The organism is Aneurinibacillus thermoaerophilus (genome assembly GCF_019603355.1).
In the GTDB taxonomy this organism is placed as follows: domain Bacteria; phylum Bacillota; class Bacilli; order Aneurinibacillales; family Aneurinibacillaceae; genus Aneurinibacillus; species Aneurinibacillus thermoaerophilus.
Genome location: NZ_CP080764.1, coordinates 3,633,658 through 3,652,249 on the forward strand (window position 1 = coordinate 3,633,658; position 18,592 = coordinate 3,652,249).

19 protein-coding genes are annotated in these 18,592 nt (G+C 44.5%); 2 read left to right on the plus strand and 17 right to left on the minus strand.

Annotation, left to right across the window (positions count from 1 at the left end; all coding sequences use genetic code 11):
- Positions 1-75: 75 nt before the first annotated feature.
- The 14 genes from K3F53_RS18580 to ychF all read right to left on the minus strand — a co-directional run bounded on the left by K3F53_RS18580 (position 76) and on the right by ychF (position 15,648).
- On the minus strand, positions 76-897 hold the full coding sequence (locus K3F53_RS18580; RefSeq protein ID WP_220559235.1) for a two-component system regulatory protein YycI: 822 nt from the start codon (positions 895-897) through the stop codon (positions 76-78).
- A 1-nt stretch (position 898) separates the two neighbouring features.
- On the minus strand, positions 899-2,287 hold the full coding sequence (locus K3F53_RS18585) for a YycH family regulatory protein (RefSeq protein ID WP_057897248.1): 1,389 nt from the start codon (positions 2,285-2,287) through the stop codon (positions 899-901).
- Positions 2,277-4,091, minus strand: a complete 1,815-nt coding sequence (gene walK / locus K3F53_RS18590; RefSeq protein WP_057897247.1) for a cell wall metabolism sensor histidine kinase WalK — start codon at positions 4,089-4,091, stop codon at positions 2,277-2,279. The genes K3F53_RS18585 and walK overlap by 11 nt, the downstream gene beginning before the upstream one ends.
- A gap of 3 nt (positions 4,092-4,094) precedes the next feature.
- Positions 4,095-4,814, minus strand: a complete 720-nt coding sequence (gene yycF / locus K3F53_RS18595; protein WP_175493633.1) for a response regulator YycF — start codon at positions 4,812-4,814, stop codon at positions 4,095-4,097.
- A gap of 114 nt (positions 4,815-4,928) precedes the next feature.
- Entirely contained in the window at positions 4,929-6,407 is a 1,479-nt protein-coding gene (locus K3F53_RS18600) for a M23 family metallopeptidase (protein WP_220559236.1), read from the minus strand.
- A gap of 351 nt (positions 6,408-6,758) precedes the next feature.
- Positions 6,759-8,048: an adenylosuccinate synthase gene (locus K3F53_RS18605; protein WP_057897245.1), complete on the minus strand. Its 1,290-nt coding sequence runs from the start codon at positions 8,046-8,048 to the stop codon at positions 6,759-6,761.
- A gap of 274 nt (positions 8,049-8,322) precedes the next feature.
- Complete coding sequence (dnaB, locus tag K3F53_RS18610; RefSeq protein ID WP_057897244.1) at positions 8,323-9,675, minus strand: replicative DNA helicase; 1,353 nt, start codon at positions 9,673-9,675, stop codon at positions 8,323-8,325.
- A gap of 16 nt (positions 9,676-9,691) precedes the next feature.
- Positions 9,692-10,135, minus strand: a complete 444-nt coding sequence (gene rplI / locus K3F53_RS18615) for a 50S ribosomal protein L9 (RefSeq protein ID WP_057897243.1) — start codon at positions 10,133-10,135, stop codon at positions 9,692-9,694.
- The gene (locus tag K3F53_RS18620; RefSeq protein ID WP_091260966.1) at positions 10,132-12,093 is read right to left on the minus strand and encodes a DHH family phosphoesterase; all 1,962 of its coding nucleotides are present in this window, start codon (positions 12,091-12,093) and stop codon (positions 10,132-10,134) included. Before K3F53_RS18620 ends, rplI begins: the two co-directional genes overlap by 4 nt.
- Before the next feature lie 14 nt (positions 12,094-12,107).
- Positions 12,108-13,100, minus strand: coding sequence for a YybS family protein (locus tag K3F53_RS18625; protein WP_220559237.1), 993 nt, complete (start codon positions 13,098-13,100; stop codon positions 12,108-12,110).
- Between the two features lie 139 nt (positions 13,101-13,239).
- Positions 13,240-13,470 (minus strand): 30S ribosomal protein S18, encoded by a 231-nt coding sequence (gene rpsR, locus K3F53_RS18630; protein WP_057897240.1) that lies wholly within the window; start codon positions 13,468-13,470, stop codon positions 13,240-13,242.
- A gap of 40 nt (positions 13,471-13,510) precedes the next feature.
- Entirely contained in the window at positions 13,511-13,978 is a 468-nt protein-coding gene (ssb, locus tag K3F53_RS18635; protein WP_217639395.1) for a single-stranded DNA-binding protein, read from the minus strand.
- A gap of 24 nt (positions 13,979-14,002) precedes the next feature.
- Positions 14,003-14,293: a 30S ribosomal protein S6 gene (rpsF, locus tag K3F53_RS18640; protein ID WP_057897239.1), complete on the minus strand. Its 291-nt coding sequence runs from the start codon at positions 14,291-14,293 to the stop codon at positions 14,003-14,005.
- A gap of 248 nt (positions 14,294-14,541) precedes the next feature.
- Positions 14,542-15,648 (minus strand): redox-regulated ATPase YchF, encoded by a 1,107-nt coding sequence (gene ychF / locus K3F53_RS18645; protein ID WP_057897238.1) that lies wholly within the window; start codon positions 15,646-15,648, stop codon positions 14,542-14,544.
- A gap of 132 nt (positions 15,649-15,780) precedes the next feature.
- Here ychF and K3F53_RS18650 point away from each other — a divergent pair, with 132 nt between their 5' ends.
- Complete coding sequence (locus K3F53_RS18650; protein ID WP_220559238.1) at positions 15,781-15,930, plus strand: hypothetical protein; 150 nt, start codon at positions 15,781-15,783, stop codon at positions 15,928-15,930.
- A 42-nt stretch (positions 15,931-15,972) separates the two neighbouring features.
- On the opposite strand, the gene K3F53_RS18655 is transcribed toward K3F53_RS18650, so the two are convergent.
- From K3F53_RS18655 to K3F53_RS18665, 3 genes are read right to left on the minus strand one after another with little or no spacing between them, the layout of a single operon-like run.
- On the minus strand, positions 15,973-16,176 hold the full coding sequence (locus tag K3F53_RS18655) for a DUF951 domain-containing protein (RefSeq protein WP_057897237.1): 204 nt from the start codon (positions 16,174-16,176) through the stop codon (positions 15,973-15,975).
- Positions 16,177-16,201: 25 nt separating this feature from the next.
- The gene (locus K3F53_RS18660) at positions 16,202-17,125 is read right to left on the minus strand and encodes a mechanosensitive ion channel family protein (protein WP_057897236.1); all 924 of its coding nucleotides are present in this window, start codon (positions 17,123-17,125) and stop codon (positions 16,202-16,204) included.
- Positions 17,126-17,160: 35 nt separating this feature from the next.
- Entirely contained in the window at positions 17,161-17,433 is a 273-nt protein-coding gene (locus K3F53_RS18665; RefSeq protein WP_057900187.1) for a putative Se/S carrier protein, read from the minus strand.
- Positions 17,434-17,893: 460 nt separating this feature from the next.
- Here K3F53_RS18665 and yyaC point away from each other — a divergent pair, with 460 nt between their 5' ends.
- Complete coding sequence (gene yyaC, locus K3F53_RS18670; RefSeq protein ID WP_057897235.1) at positions 17,894-18,535, plus strand: spore protease YyaC; 642 nt, start codon at positions 17,894-17,896, stop codon at positions 18,533-18,535.
- The last annotated feature ends 57 nt before the right edge of the window (positions 18,536-18,592 follow it).

The following is an 18,592-nucleotide window of genomic DNA, read 5'->3' on the forward strand; positions in this document are numbered from 1 at the left end:
TCCTAGCATCGCTTTAGAGCGGAGCGCAATTCGTAAGTTTTTCCTATTCATACTCTAGAAGGAACCCCGTCATTTTTATGACGGGGGAATACCACTAGTATTATTATTGGAGATTGCCTGATTTTTTTCAAGAGGAGGGGCCTGTTCGATCGCCCCGGTGATACCGTTCACATACTGTATGCCTCCGGTATGAACCACCCGCCAGACAGGAGCCAGCACTTGAATGTCCGCATCATACATATGACCGAAATAACCGACCGTTACATCAGAGATAGCTTCACCGTAACGGATGTACCCATTATCCAACAACGTGCGGATGGCAGTGAAAGCCGGGATGATTTTACGTCCCGTCCCCTGATTAACAATTTGAACATGTATCTGTCGATACCCCAGCATCCGGTTGCGATCATTCATAATTTCCAGCGGGGCACTGAATATCGGATACTTGCCGTATTGCTGGACATAACATTGCAGCGTCTTGGAACTTCTCTTCTTGTCATATGTGTAATCCTGGCTATACGCGATATACCGTTCCACCTTTTTCAACAATTCCTCCTTATTTATAAGGTTCGTCAGTAGCAATGGCTTATTAAACTTTACCGTCACCCCTACACCTTGCTGTCCGACAATCTGTCCGGTTAACTTCTGCAGGTGACTGGCAAAACTGGTAAACCGAACATTCACATAGTTCATCTCTGGCGGCATTTCGGTTGGAATCTCCGTTTCCAGTTTGATATTGCGAGTTTTTAAAAGCTCCTCAAGACTTGATGGAATCAGCTCTCCTTGAGGCGCAATTTCCATGTCCCGGTTCTGGCTCATCATCACCTGATAGCCAAGAAACAAATCCAGCAATAAAAATGTAATAATTAAAATGGTTTTCGCTTTGCTCCAGTCCATTTTACTTTCCCTCCGCCCGCTTATCAAACGCGGTGGCATCGGCTTCGATATAGATTGGTGGACGCTCCGTCATTCTTACTGTCCAGCAAGGTTTCATCTCAATAAAATCATAAACCGGACGGGTACACAATCCCAGTTCAATGGAGACGACCTGTTGTCTAGAAATTCCAAGCTCTTCAAGGCGCTTTATCAATTCTTCACCTGATACAACTGTAACTGGTACACGCTCGAAGTATACATCAAGTTGCCGCATTGGATAATACAGTTCAGAAACCGTACCGCCCGATACCCGGACAGAAATCGTGTTCTCATCCGGCCCATCGCTAAACAAAGGATAAGCTCCAATATACTGGCGAAAACGATAGGTTACTGTTCTTTCGCGCTCCGGCTCTACCATATCAACACTCTCCAAGTAATAACGTCCGGTCCATCCACCATGACGATTGACAAAAGAAAGTGCGGAATTCAACGCTTCATAGTTCGCCTGCTTTGTTTCCGCCTGTTCCCACTCATGCACAGGATATCGATACAATAAATAATTTCGTGCAGCCGGAATGGAAACGGATTGACTGCCATTTGTATAGATCGTAGTGCCATCGCGCTCCGTCACCTGCCGGGTCAAACTTACGTCGACAAACATCGCCTCCAGTACTTGCCTAACAGTCAAAGGCTGGTAGAAATATCGGTAGCGCGACATCTTCTCCCGTTCTTTCGGCAGATAAATCGGTTGATAGAATGCATACCGATTAGAGTGAATAGCCTCTTCACGATGATGGACAAATGCTCGGTACATCATTTGCTCAGGTAGATGAGTCAGATAATTAGGTGAAAGAATGCTGTCCATTTGTCCAACTGTCACCGAAGTGTGAGCCCGAACAACCTGTTGATCACGATCTGAAATAAATAAAGCGTTGACGATATTTTTTTCCCGACTCTCATACAGCAAAATCCGGCTCGCCGAGCGAAACTCTTCCGCTCCCCTTCCACGAACTGTAAAAAGTTCGGGCATAATATCGGCTGGGATTTCGTGGCTATACACAATTTCCACAGCCTTTTTCTTGTTGATAATATTTTCCCATTCTTCTTTCGTAAGCCGAGTACGTGCAAAATCATAAAAGTACCACGTATCCATTTCGTATTGGATTTTTTTGTATGTCCCTGATTCAACGGCGGCTTTCATATGTCTTCCATTTCCTGTATGGAGGATAAAGGCCTTGGGACGGATTACATCAGTTACTTCATATTTATGGCCTGCCGGCGGCGGCGCAACATAATCGGAAGGAGCAAGGTTTTCCAACTGAGGGGTGCTATTCCAAAGCAACCCGGAAAGCACAAGGCTTATGATAATCAAAAAAGTTAGGAGTATTGTTTTGATTTTTTCAAGATTCATTCTTCATCTCCTCGTATACCGGCAGCGTGAAGCTGACCCTCGTTCCTTTCTGCCACTCGCTGTCAATCTCAATCGTTCCGCCGTGCGCCAGCACAATCTGCCGGGCAATAGACAGACCCAAGCCCGTGCCTCCCATACTGCGGCTACGCGCTTTGTCTACCCGGTAAAAGCGTTCAAAAATTCTTGTCAGATCGCGTTTCCGTATTCCCATCCCTTCATCCATAATATCAATCCGTACATATTTTTCTCCCACTTCACACGCTTGAATCATCACCTTTGTATTCTCATTGGAATACTTCATAGCGTTTGAAATCAAATTGTCCAGCACCTGAATGATATTATCCCGATCTGCTTTTACAGGCGGAAGATCATGCGCCGGAAAATCCAATTGAAGCTCAATGTTTTCCTGCCGGCTCTGTAACGCAAATCTTTCTACTACGTCTTGCAACAATTCCGGGACATTCACTGGCTGAAAATCAAAGTTGTATTGCCCGGCATCGTACCGGGAAAGCTGCAATAAGTCAGTTACCAGCCGCGTCATCCGATCCGTTTCGTTCAACAATACGCGAAGAAACCTCCGGGAAAGCTCCGGATCATCGACTACGCCTTCTTCCAGCGCTTCAAGATAGCTTTTCAGCGTCGTCAGCGGCGTACGCAATTCATGCGACACGTTGGCTACGAATTCCTGTCGTTCGCGCTCAAGCGCTTTCTGCTCAGTCACATCCTGCAAAACGGCGATAATACCAGCATGTTTTTGCTCTGCCCGGTTTTTTAGCACCGTAAACGAAAAGCGGATCAGCCTCTCTTCCCCTTCTACATTCATATCCATTAACAACGATCCGTTTTCTTCAAATAAAGAGTCCCGTTCATCACTATCGCCAGGAATAGAGAGCACCTCATACAAATTCTTACCAAGCACGGTTTTATAACTTACACCCAAAATACGCTGTGCAGGTTTATTGACAAGGATGATGTTACGATCGCCATCAGCGGCAATGACACCGTCGCTCATATTTGCCAGAATCGAGGAAAGTTTTTCTTTTTCTGCCTCAGTCTGAGAAAGGGCTTGCTTTAGTCTTCGGGTAAGCAAGTTAAACGTTTCCCCCAATTGTCCGATTTCGTCTTCGGAATAAATGCGAACTTGCCTGTTAAAATCCCCGTTTGCCATTGCTGTCGCTTGCCGGGTAATTTCCTTGACCGGCGTCGTAATCGTGCGCGCCAGTACAATCCCCAGCGCGGCTGTAAGCAGGAGGGCAATCCCCGTACCGGTAGCGAAAATTCCATTAATCTGGCGCATTGTGTGATAAACTTCTTCCATTGAAGCCACCATGTAAAGCACGCCAAGAATTTTTGTTCCCTTCTTAATCGGCAGGGCCAGTACCTTAACCCGCTGCCGGGTTTCCGGGTTGTACTGGATCGATTCGTTCCTTGTGCCAAGCAACGCCATATTTACTTCGGCTCGTGTATTTTTCTGGCCGATAAAAGCTTTGTTTTCTTCGGTCGTGGTAAGTACAATCCCGTTCTGATCTAACAATTGGACATCCGCATTTCGCAGGGCAAACAAGTTATGGATTAGATTATCTATATCCTCCCGCGGAACCATCTCTTCTTCTAGGTATTTCTCCACATTAACAGCTAGCAAATTCGCCTGTGTATTCAACGTTTCATTGAAATTATTTAAATAATACGATTCTGCGGAGCGGATAAAATACGCCCCGATCACCTGCATTGCAATCAGAATTAACAATAAATAAAGAATAACGATCTTCCATTGAACCGTTTGAAAAAAACGGATACGTTTCATTCGTTATTCCTCCACGCCGTTGCGCATCATATATCCGAGTCCACGCCGGGTAATAATGTACTGCGGAGAACTCGGATCGTCTTCAATTTTCTCCCGCAGGCGTCGAATGGTTACATCAACAGTGCGTGCATCGCCAAAGTAATCAAAGCCCCATACCGCCTGCAACAAGTGATCGCGCGTCATCACCTGGCCACAGTGTTTCGCCATGTATTGTAAAAGCACAAACTCGCGGTGCGTAATATCAATGTTTTGCCCGTTCTTTTCAACTGTATAAGACTTCATGTCAATTGTCAGTTGACCTACCGTAATCCTGGAAGGAGACTCGCTTTCTTTCTTGTTTTCTTCCACCACACGCTCCTTTACGTGACGACGCAAATTGGCTTTAATCCGTGCAAGCAATTCACGGCTGCTGAACGGCTTCGTAACATAATCATCAGCGCCGAGTTCTAGGCCGAGCACCTTATCTAGTTCGCTATCTTTAGCCGTTAGCATAATAATCGGCACATCAGATGTGCGACGGATAATACGGCACACTTCCATACCGTCCTTTCCCGGAAGCATGATATCAAGCAAAATTAAATCCGGATTTTCTTTTTCCGCAAGTGTGACCGCTTCGTTTCCGTCATAAGCACATACAACCTCATAGCCCTCTTTCTCTAACGTAAACTGCAAAATGTCCGCGATCGGACGTTCATCGTCTACTACCATTACTTTATGTCTCACGGTTTTCACCTCTCTAACTACTTTCCACTTTCCTGGCTAAAATCCTGCCCCGGATATCCCCATTAAAAAACCGGTGAAAGAAGCCTCTTACACCGGTTTTTTCTCTATTCTATATTAACGAAGATAGGGGAGCGGGTCGACAGCTTCCCCGTTTTTGCGAATCTCAAAGTGCAAGTGGGGCCCTGTGGAACGCCCTGTATTGCCGGATTTGGCGATCACTTCTCCCTTTACCACAATATCGCCCGGCTTAGCTATAAAGCTGCTTAAATGGCCATATAACGTTCTGTATCCATTTCCATGATCGACAATCATACATTTTCCGTAGCCGCTTTTTTCTCCGGCAAAAACAACGCGGCCATGATCGGCTGTATGTACTGGCGTGCCAACCGGATTTGCGATATCAATTCCTTCATGCATCCGGCCCCAGCGCATACCAAAACGCGAACTCAAAAGTCCGACCGCAGGCATGCGAAAATGTCCATCTCCGCGGGAAGGCTTGATTTTTGTTCCGCGGATCACAACTTGGGCGACCGGTTTCTGCAATATTTTCTGGTGTACAGGATTTTTCCTCACAAGTTTGCCGTTCTCTTTTACCAGTTCGTACACAATCTGCTTGCTTCCATTTTTGCCCTGGATGACAACTTTGTCATCACCACGGTACTTTTTCGGATCATTCTGCTGCTTTACCGGGTAAGGAATAGCAACCGTTTCGACCATTTCCTTTCGGGACACTACCGTAACCTGAGGTGAGAACGCCTGCACATTTATCGTGTCACCGATTTGCAATACACTATCTTCTTTAAGATGAGGATTTAAAGCAAGCAATTCTTTTTCTTTAAGCCCATATTGCGATGCGATATTCCAGAGCGTCTCCCCGGACTTGATCACATGATTTTTTTGCTCCGGTACACCTTTCAGCAGCACATTCATCAGTTGTTCGTCATTTAATACACGGGTGGGAGAAATGGTTTTATATGTAATGTCAATATGTTCCTTAATGCTGACATCCGATAAATCAGGTTGCGCCTTCGCGTGTACCTTCGGTGCGAAGGCAGGAGTAACGGCTACCATCAGCGCGTGCGTAGACTTCTTCTCGCTATACATCGCTTTTAACCGTGTTAACGCCTGCTCAATACTTTTCTTATCCCGCGCATAAGCAATCGCTTTTCCGTTCACTACAAGTTGTGCGGCATTCGCTTCTACTTTGATTTCGGAAGCCAGACGATCCAGTACGGCTTTATTCTCTAACTTTTTCTCGGCGTAATGTTTTTCTTCGGTTATTGTAATCTTTTTGTTAAATCCGAAGGCAAGATGAGGATACTTTTTCTTTTCAGCTACCAGCATATCCGCGAGCCATTTTTGAATCATTTGCGGATTATCAACCACACCAATATCTTTTCCGTCTATCGCGACACGATACAACGTACTAAGATTGGACTGATATATATAACCACCTACAATTGTTCCACTTACCAACAAAAAGACTGCAAAAATACCAAGTGCCAGCTTCCCTGTATTTTTTTTATTTTGAACGAATCTTACGCCATGAGACCATGTTCCTTTCGTCCATGACGACATTCTTTCAATAAACATCGTAACCTCCCGTTTTTCTCCGTCGAATCGCAAAGATTCTTCTATAAATAACAAAAAAGGGGATCCTTAGAAAAGTATCCCTTTGTCCTTGCTTATTTTTTAGTTAACGGGGAAATTTTATACATATCGCAAGGCAGAGCACGACAATGCCTTCATGTTCCTTCTTCCAAACACCCCTTCATGGTAGCACCGGAAGAGTATAATAGCAAGAAAAAAACGACACATTTCGACAGAAAATAACAGGAATAAGAGGAATAAATATCTAAACTCCCTGAAAAAGCAATGCTCCCGGCTTTTTTAAATAAAGCCGGAAGCGATTAACCTCGTTATATATAGCATTACGCTGACACATTACAAAGAATATACGCTACGAACAACATTGGTTTGATCACGATCAGGACCTACGGAAAACGTCGCAAGCGGAATGCCGGTCAGTTGCGTGATACGCTCCACATAGTGGCGCGCATTTTCCGGAAGTTCATCAAGCGAACGAACGCCTGTAATGTCTTCTTTCCAGCCTGATAGTTCTTCGTATACCGGCTCGCATTCCGCCAACATATTAAGGTTTGCCGGGTAATGTTCGATAATTTGGCCCTTATAGCGGTAAGCGGCGCAAATTTTTACCGTATCGAGCCCAGTCAATACATCCAGAGAGTTCAGAGCAAGAGCTGTGATCCCACTTACGCGACGCGCATGGCGGACAACTACGCTATCAAACCAGCCTACACGGCGCGGACGACCTGTTGTCGTACCATATTCACGGCCTACTTCACGAATACGGTTACCGATCTCATCATGCAGTTCAGTTGGGAATGGCCCGTCACCCACACGGCTAGTGTACGCCTTTGCCACGCCTACCACATGATGAATTTTTGTCGGTCCTACGCCGGAACCGATGCACACGCCGCCAGCTACCGGATTGGAAGACGTTACAAATGGGTATGTTCCTTGATCAATATCCAGCATTACGCCCTGCGCACCTTCGAACAATACACGCTTCCCAGCATCAATAGCATCATTCAGCACAACAGACGTATCCGTTACATATGGGCGAATGCGCTCCGCATATGCCAAGTATTCATCGAGAATTTCCTCCGCTGTAAAACCATCTGTTTCATAGTACTTTTCGAACAGTCGGTTTTTTTCCTCCAGATTGCGGCGAAGTTTTGTTTCGAATACTTCCTTATCCATCAAATCGGCGATGCGAATACCGATACGGGCAGATTTATCCATATATGCCGGTCCGATACCTTTTAAGGTTGTGCCGATTTTATTGTCGCCTTTCTTTGCTTCCTCTGCCGCGTCGAGTTTCATATGATACGGCATGATAACATGAGCACGGTCGCTAATGCGCAGATTATCCGTGTTTACACCATTGTTATGTAAATAATCTAGTTCTTCTACTAACGCCTTCGGATTGACAACCATTCCATTTCCAATGACGCAGATTTTTTCTTTGTAAAAAATTCCTGAAGGAATTAAGTGCAATTTATATTTTGTCCCGCCAAAAACAATGGTATGACCCGCATTGTTTCCACCTTGATAACGCGCGACGACTTCCGCTTTTTCCGCTAAGAAGTCAGTGATTTTTCCTTTTCCTTCGTCTCCCCATTGGGTTCCTACAACTACTACGGTTGACATTGGCTGGGCACCTCCTACTTTTCTAACATACTAAGTTTAGCAATCGCTCTCTTGTATGTCAATCAAAACCGAACGATCGGGTTCTATTGAAGCAATTTGTTCGAGAATTAGAATAAATATAAGAAAAATTCGCGGGCATTGCTATTTGTCCTTTTTCCTTAAAAAAGGAAAATGGCCGCTTTGCGTCCTGTCGATCGGATCTGCAAAATATCAAAAAAATCCCTATCAAGTAGAATAGGGATTTTTTTGAAAATATATGCATGGATGGTACTTCCTACTTCTGCACCGGCTCCTCATGCTGACTTAGACTTACAAACTTATTGTATTCTTTAAGAAAGGCAAGTTCCACCGTCCCAGTCGGCCCGCTCCGTTGCTTACCGATAATGACTTCAATGATGTTTTTCCGCTCCGTCTCTTTGTTGTAATAGTCATCGCGGTAAAGGAAGGCAACCATATCAGCATCCTGTTCAATGCTTCCACTCTCGCGAATATCGGACAACATTGGCCGCTTGTCCTGACGCTGTTCCACAGCACGGCTTAGCTGCGATAAGGCAATGACCGGGCATTCAAGCTCACGGGCGAGCAACTTAAGCGTTCGGGAAATCTCGGAAATTTCCTGCTGGCGATTATCGCTGCCGCCCTTTCTCCCGGTAATCAACTGTAAATAATCGATCAAAATCAAACCCAGACCCACCTCCGCCTTCAGGCGGCGGCACTTGGAACGGATTTCGCTTATAGTAATTCCTGGCGTATCATCTATATAAATAGGAGCGTTCGCCAGCGTACCAATTGCCATCGTCAACTTGTGCCAGTCTTCCTCCGTGAAATACCCTGTACGCATTCGCTGTGCATCAATATTGCCTTCCGCACAAATCATCCGCTGCACAAGCTGGGTCGCTGACATCTCCAGACTGAATATCGCCACGGAAGCCCCGGCGCGAGCAGCCACATTCTGTGCCACATTTAACGCGAACGCAGTTTTTCCCACTGCTGGCCGGGCAGCCAAGATGATAAGCTCGGACGGTTTCAGCCCAGCTGTCATCTTATCAAGATCCGGATACCCGGTAGGCAACCCGGTAATCTCGCCCTTATTATTCGATAGTGTCTCAATGTACTCATACGTATCCATCAGCACATCTTTAATGTGCTGAAAGCTGGATGTACGCTGACGCTGCGCAATCTGCATAATGCTACGCTCAGCTTCGCTCAAGAGCGCCTGCACATTTTCACCCATCGTATAGCTGTCTGTCACAATCTTGGTCGCAGCCCGAATTAAGCGGCGCAGAGTTGATTTTTCCTCTACGATCCGGGCGTAGTATTCCACATTGGAGGCTGTTGGAACAGATGTGGCCAGATCAGTCAAGTACGAAACCCCGCCTACTTCATCCAACTGTTTGCGGTTCTCCAGCTCCGCCGTAACGGTTACAAGATCGACTGGCTCATTCCGTTCCCCTAAATCCACCATCACCTGAAAAATGCGTTGATGAGATGTTCGGTAGAAATCTTCTGCCGTCAAAATATCCGTCGCCGTGATTAATGCTTCCTGCTCCAAAAAAATAGCCCCCAAAACGGCCTGTTCGGCCTCGATGTTTTGGGGTGGAATACGATCGAGGAAAATATCACTCATAGCCTATCCCTCAATTCTATTCTTCAACAACATGTACCTTTACGGTCGCTGTTACTTCTGGATGCAGCTTTATCGGCACATTTGTATAACCAAGGGTACGAATCGGTTCAGAAAGCTCTATCTTACGCTTATCTACCTTGTAATTCGCTTTCTTCAATTCCTCGGCGATTTGCTTTGTACTCACGCCGCCAAACAGACGACCACCTTCACCGGCTTTCGCTTTAACAGTAAGCGTGAAATTCTCAAGCTCTTTTGCCAGTGCTTTCGCGTCTTCACGCTCCTGTTCTTTGCGTTTGGCCTCGCTTTTCTTATGTGCTTCAAGCATTTTCAAATTGCCGGGAGTCGCTTCCTGCGCCAATCCTTTTTTAAACAAAAAGTTACGCGCGTAACCTTCGGAAACCTCCTTAATTTCCCCTTTTTTTCCTTGCCCTTTCACATCTTGCAAAAAGATTACTTTCATTTTAGTTTCCCCCCTTGATAATTCTTAAGTATTTCTTTTAGTTGAGCAACCGCTTCGGAAACGGTCACGTCTTTCAACTGGGTAGCTGCATTATTTAAATGTCCGCCGCCGCCCATCTGTTCCATGACAAGCTGAACATTGAAATCACCCAGCGAGCGAGCGCTGATAGACACCAAACCATCCGGTCTGCGGCAGACAACGAACGAAGCTTCAATACCAGCCATCGTGAGCAACGTATCCGCCGCCTGCGCGATCAACAATTGACCGTATGTTTCGTCCTCTTTCCCTCTCGCGATGGCGATAGAGCCGCAAAACACTTCCGTATGTTGGACAATTTCCGCACGGCGAATGTATTGATGTAAGTCTTCTTTCAGAAGCACTTGTACAAGAGCGGTATCCGCCCCTTTACGCCGCAAGAACGAAGCGGCTTCAAAAGTCCGTGAACCGGTGCGAAACGCAAAGCTCTTCGTGTCAACCACAATTCCAGCGAGCAACGCGGTCGCTTCCAACACATCAAGCGCCAGGTTATCTCCTTGATACTGAAGCAATTCGGTAACAAGCTCGCTAGTCGATGAAGCATAAGGCTCAAGGTAAATAAGAACCGGGTCGGAAATAAACTCCTGCGAACGCCGATGATGGTCGATAAGAACAACCTTGTGGGTCACGTTCAACAAACGCGGTTCGATAACCATAGACGGACGATGCGTATCGACCACGACCAGAAGCGTCCTCTTCGTCGCCATTTGCAACGCCTGATCGCTGGAAACAAAATAGTCACCCAAGTATTCATGTTCTTCTACTTCCTGCATCAAGCGCTCAATCGCAGGATTGCTTTCATCCAGTACAATATACCCCTGTTTTTCAGCCGCATGCACTGCTTTCAGCACGCCGATTGCGGCGCCAATCGCGTCCATATCCGGCATTTTATGTCCCATAATAAGCACAAGATCACTTTCCAGCATTAAATCGCGCAGCGCGTGCGAAATAACGCGTGCGCGTACCCGGTTCCGCTTTTCAACAGCATTAGACTTACCACCATAGAACGTAATTTTATCCCTGAATTTCACAGCCGCCTGGTCACCGCCGCGGCCAAGTGCCACGTCAAGACTGGATTGTGCCATTTCACCCAGTTCAATAACCGTGTCGCTTCCGGCTCCTACTCCGATACTCAGCGTAATCGGGATTTTATTCTTGTTCGTCATCTCACGCACCACATCAAGAATATCAAAGCGAGTGGCCTCCAACTGATGCAAAGTTCCTTGATCAAATACCGCCAAGAACTTGTCAGAAGAAAAACGCCGTAGATAAATACCATATTGATGCGCCCATTTTGTGATCGCTCCCGTAACATTAGTAAGAAGAAGGCTTCGGCTTTGTTCATCCATGCCCTGTGCTACCTCATCCAAGTTATCCAGATGAACAATCGCAAGTACAAGCTTTTCCTCCTCATAATGCATCTGCAATTCCTTATAATCGGTAATGTCCGTAAAATAAAGCAGACGCTCCTCCGGGCGATGCAATATTTCGTAAATTCGCTTGCGGTATGTTATCTCCGCTTTTTGCTGATCTTCCTTTATTTCAGTAAGCGGTGGAAATACATCAAGCAGCGATTCGCCAATTAAGCTGTCTTTTTCGGTCATATGCTGCAAATATGGATTGTGCCATTCGATCACCTTATCTTCATTATAGAGCACAATGCCGATCGGCAGTTCATTGACCACTCCATCCCCCGCTTTTTTGATGCGATGGCTTAATGTAGAAATATATGTCTCCATCTCATCACGAATAAGCAGCTGATTATGAAACGCAAGATATCCACTGCTCGCCACCACCACAAAACCAATGATCGCAAACACCCAATTTACATAAACAGCCAATAATCCAGCCGCTAATGCACAAAAGCCGAGAGCGAGGATAATATGCGAGCCAAACCAGCGCTTTGCCAGGAACTTCAGCATATACTCAGCTCCTATTATCGAAAAAATCGGTTCCGCAGATTAAAACCTACATCCAGAACCCCTATTAACAGTAGTATATAAGTAAACGGCGGAATAAGGAACAAGATCACCGCAATAAATAACAGCCCTTTGCTTGCGTTACGCTGATGAATCCAGTACGCAATAAATCCTAATCCCTGCACGAAAAAGAGCAGCTGCAACACCAGCATAATATTAAGAACCGCCATGTACAAAAAATGGTAATCCTGTAGCCCTTTTATCATGAACAGAAAGAGTACAATAAAATAATAATACAAAATCGAGCGCGGAAAGCGCAAATTATGTAAAGCTGGCAATGATTGAATCTGTACGCCCATTCGCTGCGAAATTCGCCGGAAAAACGCATGGTTGATTAAAGCGGACAAAAGTGATGATGAAATTAAAAGCCCTGGAATGATAGCCGTGATTAAAGATGTAACCTGCGCTTTCATCATCCCTAAAGATTCTTTAAGCTGTGCGAGTTGCTTTGTCTGTGCCTCATTTCTTTGGTCTTCGGGCAATTGGCTAACCGAATTCTCAATCTGTTTCTGCATATCAGTCAAAACTTGCTCCGAAATTTCCCGCATAGCTTTTATCATATCATCCAAAGGATTTATTTTCATAACGGCTAGCGCCAGACCGATACTGACAAACATAAAAGTCAGTTCCACTAATGTTCCGATCATTAGAACCTGCCCAGCCGACTTTTTCTTCCGATAGGCAACACCCATGACCAGTCCCATAACAGCGGCCGGAAAAGATAGTAGCAATCCTGGAAAGCCTGCGAATATAAACGACAAAAATACAGTCACAAAAGCAGCCAGTCCTCCTACTTTTGCCTCATGACGGTACCCATATACGGTAAGCGGAAGCGGCAACGCAAACACGGCAACAATGCTGAGCGGCGTATAAAACGCGATAAAAAAAAGCACAAGAAAAATTGCGCTGACGAATGCTCCTTCCAAGATCGCCCTTACGTTATTTTGCACAGGTGTTCCCTCCTTTTTATCATTTTTTGCAAAAAAAATAAGCCTCACTAAATTTATCATAAAGAACGGTCAAGTGGCAAATAAGGAGGTGAAAAAAGAGGCAGGAGTATTCCTCTCTGCCTCTTTCTATCCATGTATATTACTCTGTTACGTATGGCAACAAAGCAACTTGACGAGCGCGCTTAATCGCAACCGTCAGCATACGTTGGTATTTCGCGGAAGTTCCAGTTACGCGGCGAGGTAAAATTTTACCGCGTTCGCTGATGAACTTCTTCAGCAAATCAACATCTTTGTAGTCGATATGAGTAATTTTGTTCGCAGTAAAGTAACAAACTTTACGGCGCTTACCGCGTCCACGACGTTGTGCCATGAAAATTCCCTCCTTTTGTTTAAATCATACCGTAGCGTTATTAAAATGGTAAATCGTCGTCCGAAATATCGATCGGTCTCTGATCGTTAGCAAAGGGATTATCGTCAAACGAATCGCGAGAATGTCCGCCATCAAAACCCGCCGACCTCTCAAATCCGCTGGAGTATGATTCGTCGCTGCTTTGGCCTTGTCTACCGCCTAAGAATTGCACATTATCTGCAATGATTTCCGTAACATATACGCGACGTCCTTCCTTATTTTCGTAGTTACGCACCTGAATGCGTCCTTCCACAGCGGCTTGCTGCCCTTTTTTCAGGTATTGGGCGCATAATTCAGCCAACTTGCTCCATACAACAATAGGAAGAAAGTCGGTTTCTCTTTCGCCCTGTTGATTTGTCATTCGACGATCAACCGCAAGCGTAAAGGTAACTACAGCAGTTCCGTTCGGCGTATAGCGGAGTTCGGGATCTTTGGTTAAACGCCCTAACAATACCACACGATTCAACACGATAATCCCTCCAAATCATAAGACTTATTTTTCGTCTTCACGAACAACCAGGTAACGAATGATATCATCATTGATTTTCATCAGACGTTCCATCTCAGCAACCGCTTGCGGCTCGGCTTGGAAATTCATGAGCACATAGAAACCCTCGCGGTAATCCTTGATTTCGTATGCCAGACGTTTCTTACCCATTTCAGTAATCTTCTCCATCTGACCGCCTTTCTCCGTAATAATTCCGGAGAAGCGCTCAATGTTAGCCTTAATGGCTTCCTCTTGAAGATCCGGGCGCAGAATGTACATCACTTCGTATTTACGCATATTCTTCACCTCCTTTTGGACTAAACGGCCCCATATATATGGGACAAGGAGCGAGCACGTTCTAGACGTGACTATTTCTAAACTCGCATTTAAAAATTATAATAAATTATTCAAAATGCTGCAAGTATTTTTTCTTCCAATTTGCTAGAGCACGTTCCAGTCAAAAAAAATGGATACCTTTTTGTATTTATATTTTACCAATATTTTACATAATTTTCTACTGTTTTATCTTTATTTTTTTGTATTTTTTATACATTAAAACGAAAATGCATAATATCTCCATCATTCACGATATAGTCTTTTCCTTCCAGACGGAATTTTCCATTTTCTTTCGCCTTTGTCATCGAACCGGCTTCAATTAAATCATCGTAAGCTACTACTTCCGCGCGAATAAAGCCGCGTTCAAAGTCGTTATGAATAACGCCAGCCGCCTGAGGTGCCTTCGTGCCACGGCGAATCGTCCAAGCGCGAACTTCCTGCACACCGGCCGTAAAATACGTAATCAAGCCAAGCAGCGCGTATGCTTCGCGAATTAAACGATCCAGTCCAGATTCCTTCAGGCCAAGCTCTTCCAAAAACATCTGCTTATCTTGTTCATCCATCTCCGCAATTTCAGACTCTACTTTCGCGGAAATGACAACAACGCGTGAACCTTCTGCTACAGCGAATTCTTTCACCTTCTCTACATGCTCATTTTGTCCGTTTTCCGCTTCTTGGATACCGTCTTCGCTTACGTTGGCCACGTATAATACTGGCTTCATCGTTAACAAATGGAAATGGCGTACAAGTTTTTTCTCGTCATCCGTAAGCTCCACACTGCGAGCCGGTTTCTCATTCTCCAGCGCTTCTTTAATTTTTAAAAGCACTTCATATTCCATTTTTGCATCTTTATCTCCAGCTTTTACTTTCCTTCCTAAACGATCGATACGACGCTCAACCGATTCAAGATCCGCCAGTATCAACTCAAGATTAATCGTCGTGATATCGCTAACCGGGTCTACCCGTCCCTCAACATGAGTAATATTCTCGTCTTCGAAGCAGCGAACTACGTGCGCAATCGCGTCTACTTCACGAATATGGGACAGAAACTGGTTACCAAGCCCTTCTCCCTTGCTTGCGCCACGCACAAGACCAGCGATGTCAACAAACTGGAACGTCGTTGGAACCGTACGATTTGGCACTACAATTTCTGTCAGCTTTTTCAGACGCGGGTCTGGCACCTCCACGATTCCTACGTTTGGTTCAATCGTACAAAACGGATAATTCGCCGATTCGGCGCCTGCCTGTGTAATCGCATTGAATAAAGTGGACTTTCCTACGTTAGGAAGGCCGACAATACCGCAAGAGTTTCCCATATATGTAAACACTCCTCAATCTTAATTTCCAAAAATACTTTTACCATTATAGCACGAGTATATCGCAGGAAAAAACAATTAGCCCGTCTCTCCCCCTTTAATCAGGGCATACTACGTTGAGGAGGTGAAATCATGGCTAACGAGTATCTTAACACATATCCCCCGGCCAATCTGTCAGAAAGAGAAGTAGCAAAAATTCAACAGCTAGAAAAACAATTAAGCCAAGAAACCAACTCTCGCATTCTACTTATGGCTTTTTTAAATGAAAAGAGCGAAAAATAAATAAGAAAAGCTCGCAGGTGTGCCCCGCGAGCTTTTCTTAATTTATTTTTCTTCTCCGGCACGGACAAGTACTTTCTTTAACCGTTTCTCGAATTTTTGACGCGGAATGAGAACACTGTGATCACACCCCTGACATTTTAAACGAATATCCATTCCCATGCGAATAATTTTCCAACGATTTGTGCCACACGGATGTGGCTTTTTCATTTCTACGATGTCTCCTAGTCCAAATTCTTTCCGCTCCATCTTTACGTCTCCCCTCTTTTTGTTATTAGGATGAAGCTTTCTGCTTGGACACTTCTTCAGCAGCCATCTGATTATTATCACCACGCTGAGGAATCATAACCATATGTGGGTAAGGGATTTCAATGCCCCGTTCATCAAACATTTTTTTGATATCTGCCCGTAATCTACGCATAACCGGATAATGTTGCATCGGCTGGCATTCCGCAATGAGACGGATAACTACATCAGAAGCGCCAAAACGCTCCACACCAAGAACGGTCGGGGTTTTAACGATTTCTTCATATTCTTGTTCCCATCTGGGCGCCGCTTCCTCAAGTATTCTTACGACTTCATTAATATCTTCTTTATACGAAACGCTCACATCAACCACAGCCATAGAATTTGCGATGGACAAGTTTGTTACTTCCGTAATACTCCCATTTGGAATAATATGAATTTCCCCTGTCCAAATTTTGATTCGGGTAACGCGCAGACCAATTTCTTGAACCGTTCCGGTTATGTTGTTAATTGTGACTACATCTCCAACCGCAAATTGGTCTTCAAAAATAATAAAAAAGCCAGTAATCACGTCACGCACTAGATTCTGAGCGCCAAAGCCAATCGCCAATCCCAGTACACCAGCACTTGCCAAAAGCGGTTTTGGATCATATCCAAGAAACGTAAAAACGTTTAAAAACGCAATAAAATAAATCGTATATTTAATAACATTATTTATCAAGGTTCGCATCGTCTGGCTACGGCGTGGGTCCATGCGAAGGCGATCAAACTTATTTGCAGATGCTTCGCGTTCTTTGAATAAACGGTTTACCGCAGCGTTTCCCACAACGACAAGAATTTTCGCTACGATGAGAATAAGAACAATCTTAAGGGTTATTTTACCAAAAGCGACCCACTTTTCCACATCGGTTATATAAGTTATAAAATCATCATAATACTTATGTAAATCCATGCATTCAATTCCTCCTATTCTCCATCTAGTTCTAACTATTCATGTTCCATTTCTTCCCGATGAATATAAGGTACATAAATACCCTTCACCATATGATAATACCCTTTTATTTCGACATTTTCATCTTTAATAATGCGATCGACTTCTAAAAAATCAGCGGCGGGAATATCGATCGATAGGGCGCATCCGGCCGTAATTTCTTTCGGTGTCGGCCTTGTGTCAATCTCGATGTCCGCATATTCAAGCAACACTTCTGCTCGCAGCGCTTGCTGGGTCGAATCAAATGCAATTAAAATGCGGCTGTTCATATCATTCTCCTTATTGTAACATAACATCCTTTGCGTTTTTTCTTCCTTATTAATCGTATAAGCAGTCAACGCTCCCCTCCTATACTTCGCTTAAGGGTAGAGGATTTACGATTTTAGATGAAAAAAACAAAAGATGTGAACGATGCTTTGCCAGTCTACACATAATATGATGATTCTTCTTTAATACGTGAAAAAAGAACGAACGAGTATAAGCATAAAAACTTTCTTAATATAATGCTCTGTACAAAAATATAGCAAAATTCCAAAACTAAGTCATATTCCAAATGTATCCCTTCACATGTCATATTGTAAAGCAAGTCGTGTAAACATTAATAAAATGTTCTTTGGTGTCGCCCATCATTGTCCCTTATTCCCCAATCTCTGAATACGTTATTACAGTAGTATATTTTTAACAACTCCGGCGTATACTGATAATATTATTTTCATACGGGAGGTACAAATGATAAACGACAGCAATACGGTACACATGTACCCGCCCAATCCCTTTCGCATTGACCATTCAGAGGAACAAGCCGTTGAATTGTTAACCCAACATCTGCAGCAACGCCTTCGCGTATACCGTGGATATTCGGATATCGTCGTATTCTGCATTGGAACCGACCGTTCCACCGGCGATGCGCTTGGTCCAATTGTCGGTTCCCATCTTGAACGTATGTACCCAAGCAATGTTTCGATTTACGGAACACTTGATTCTCCCGTCCATGCCGTGAATCTTCAAGAAACCATCGACTATGTAAAGAAAAAACATACCAATCCGCTTATTATCGCAATTGATGCCTGTCTCGGACAACTCAACAGCGTTGGTAAAATCACAGTCGCCCACGGCCCCATTAAACCAGGGGCAGGAGTAAAAAAACAACTGCCCGAGGTAGGAACATTTCACATTACTGGCATTGTGAATATAGGCGGATTTATGGAATATTTTGTCCTACAGAACACTCGTCTAAGCGTCGTGATGAAAATGAGCGAAATTATCGCAACTTCGCTTTATAGCGCAATCGTCCACATAAAAGAATCGCCATATCGCTATATGCCCAACATAGGAAATCGCTCTTCCTTGTATCAAAGCGCTTCCGAATAAGCAAAGAGCATATGATTCATTGCTACTATGAATCATATGCTCTTTTTACTCTTGCGG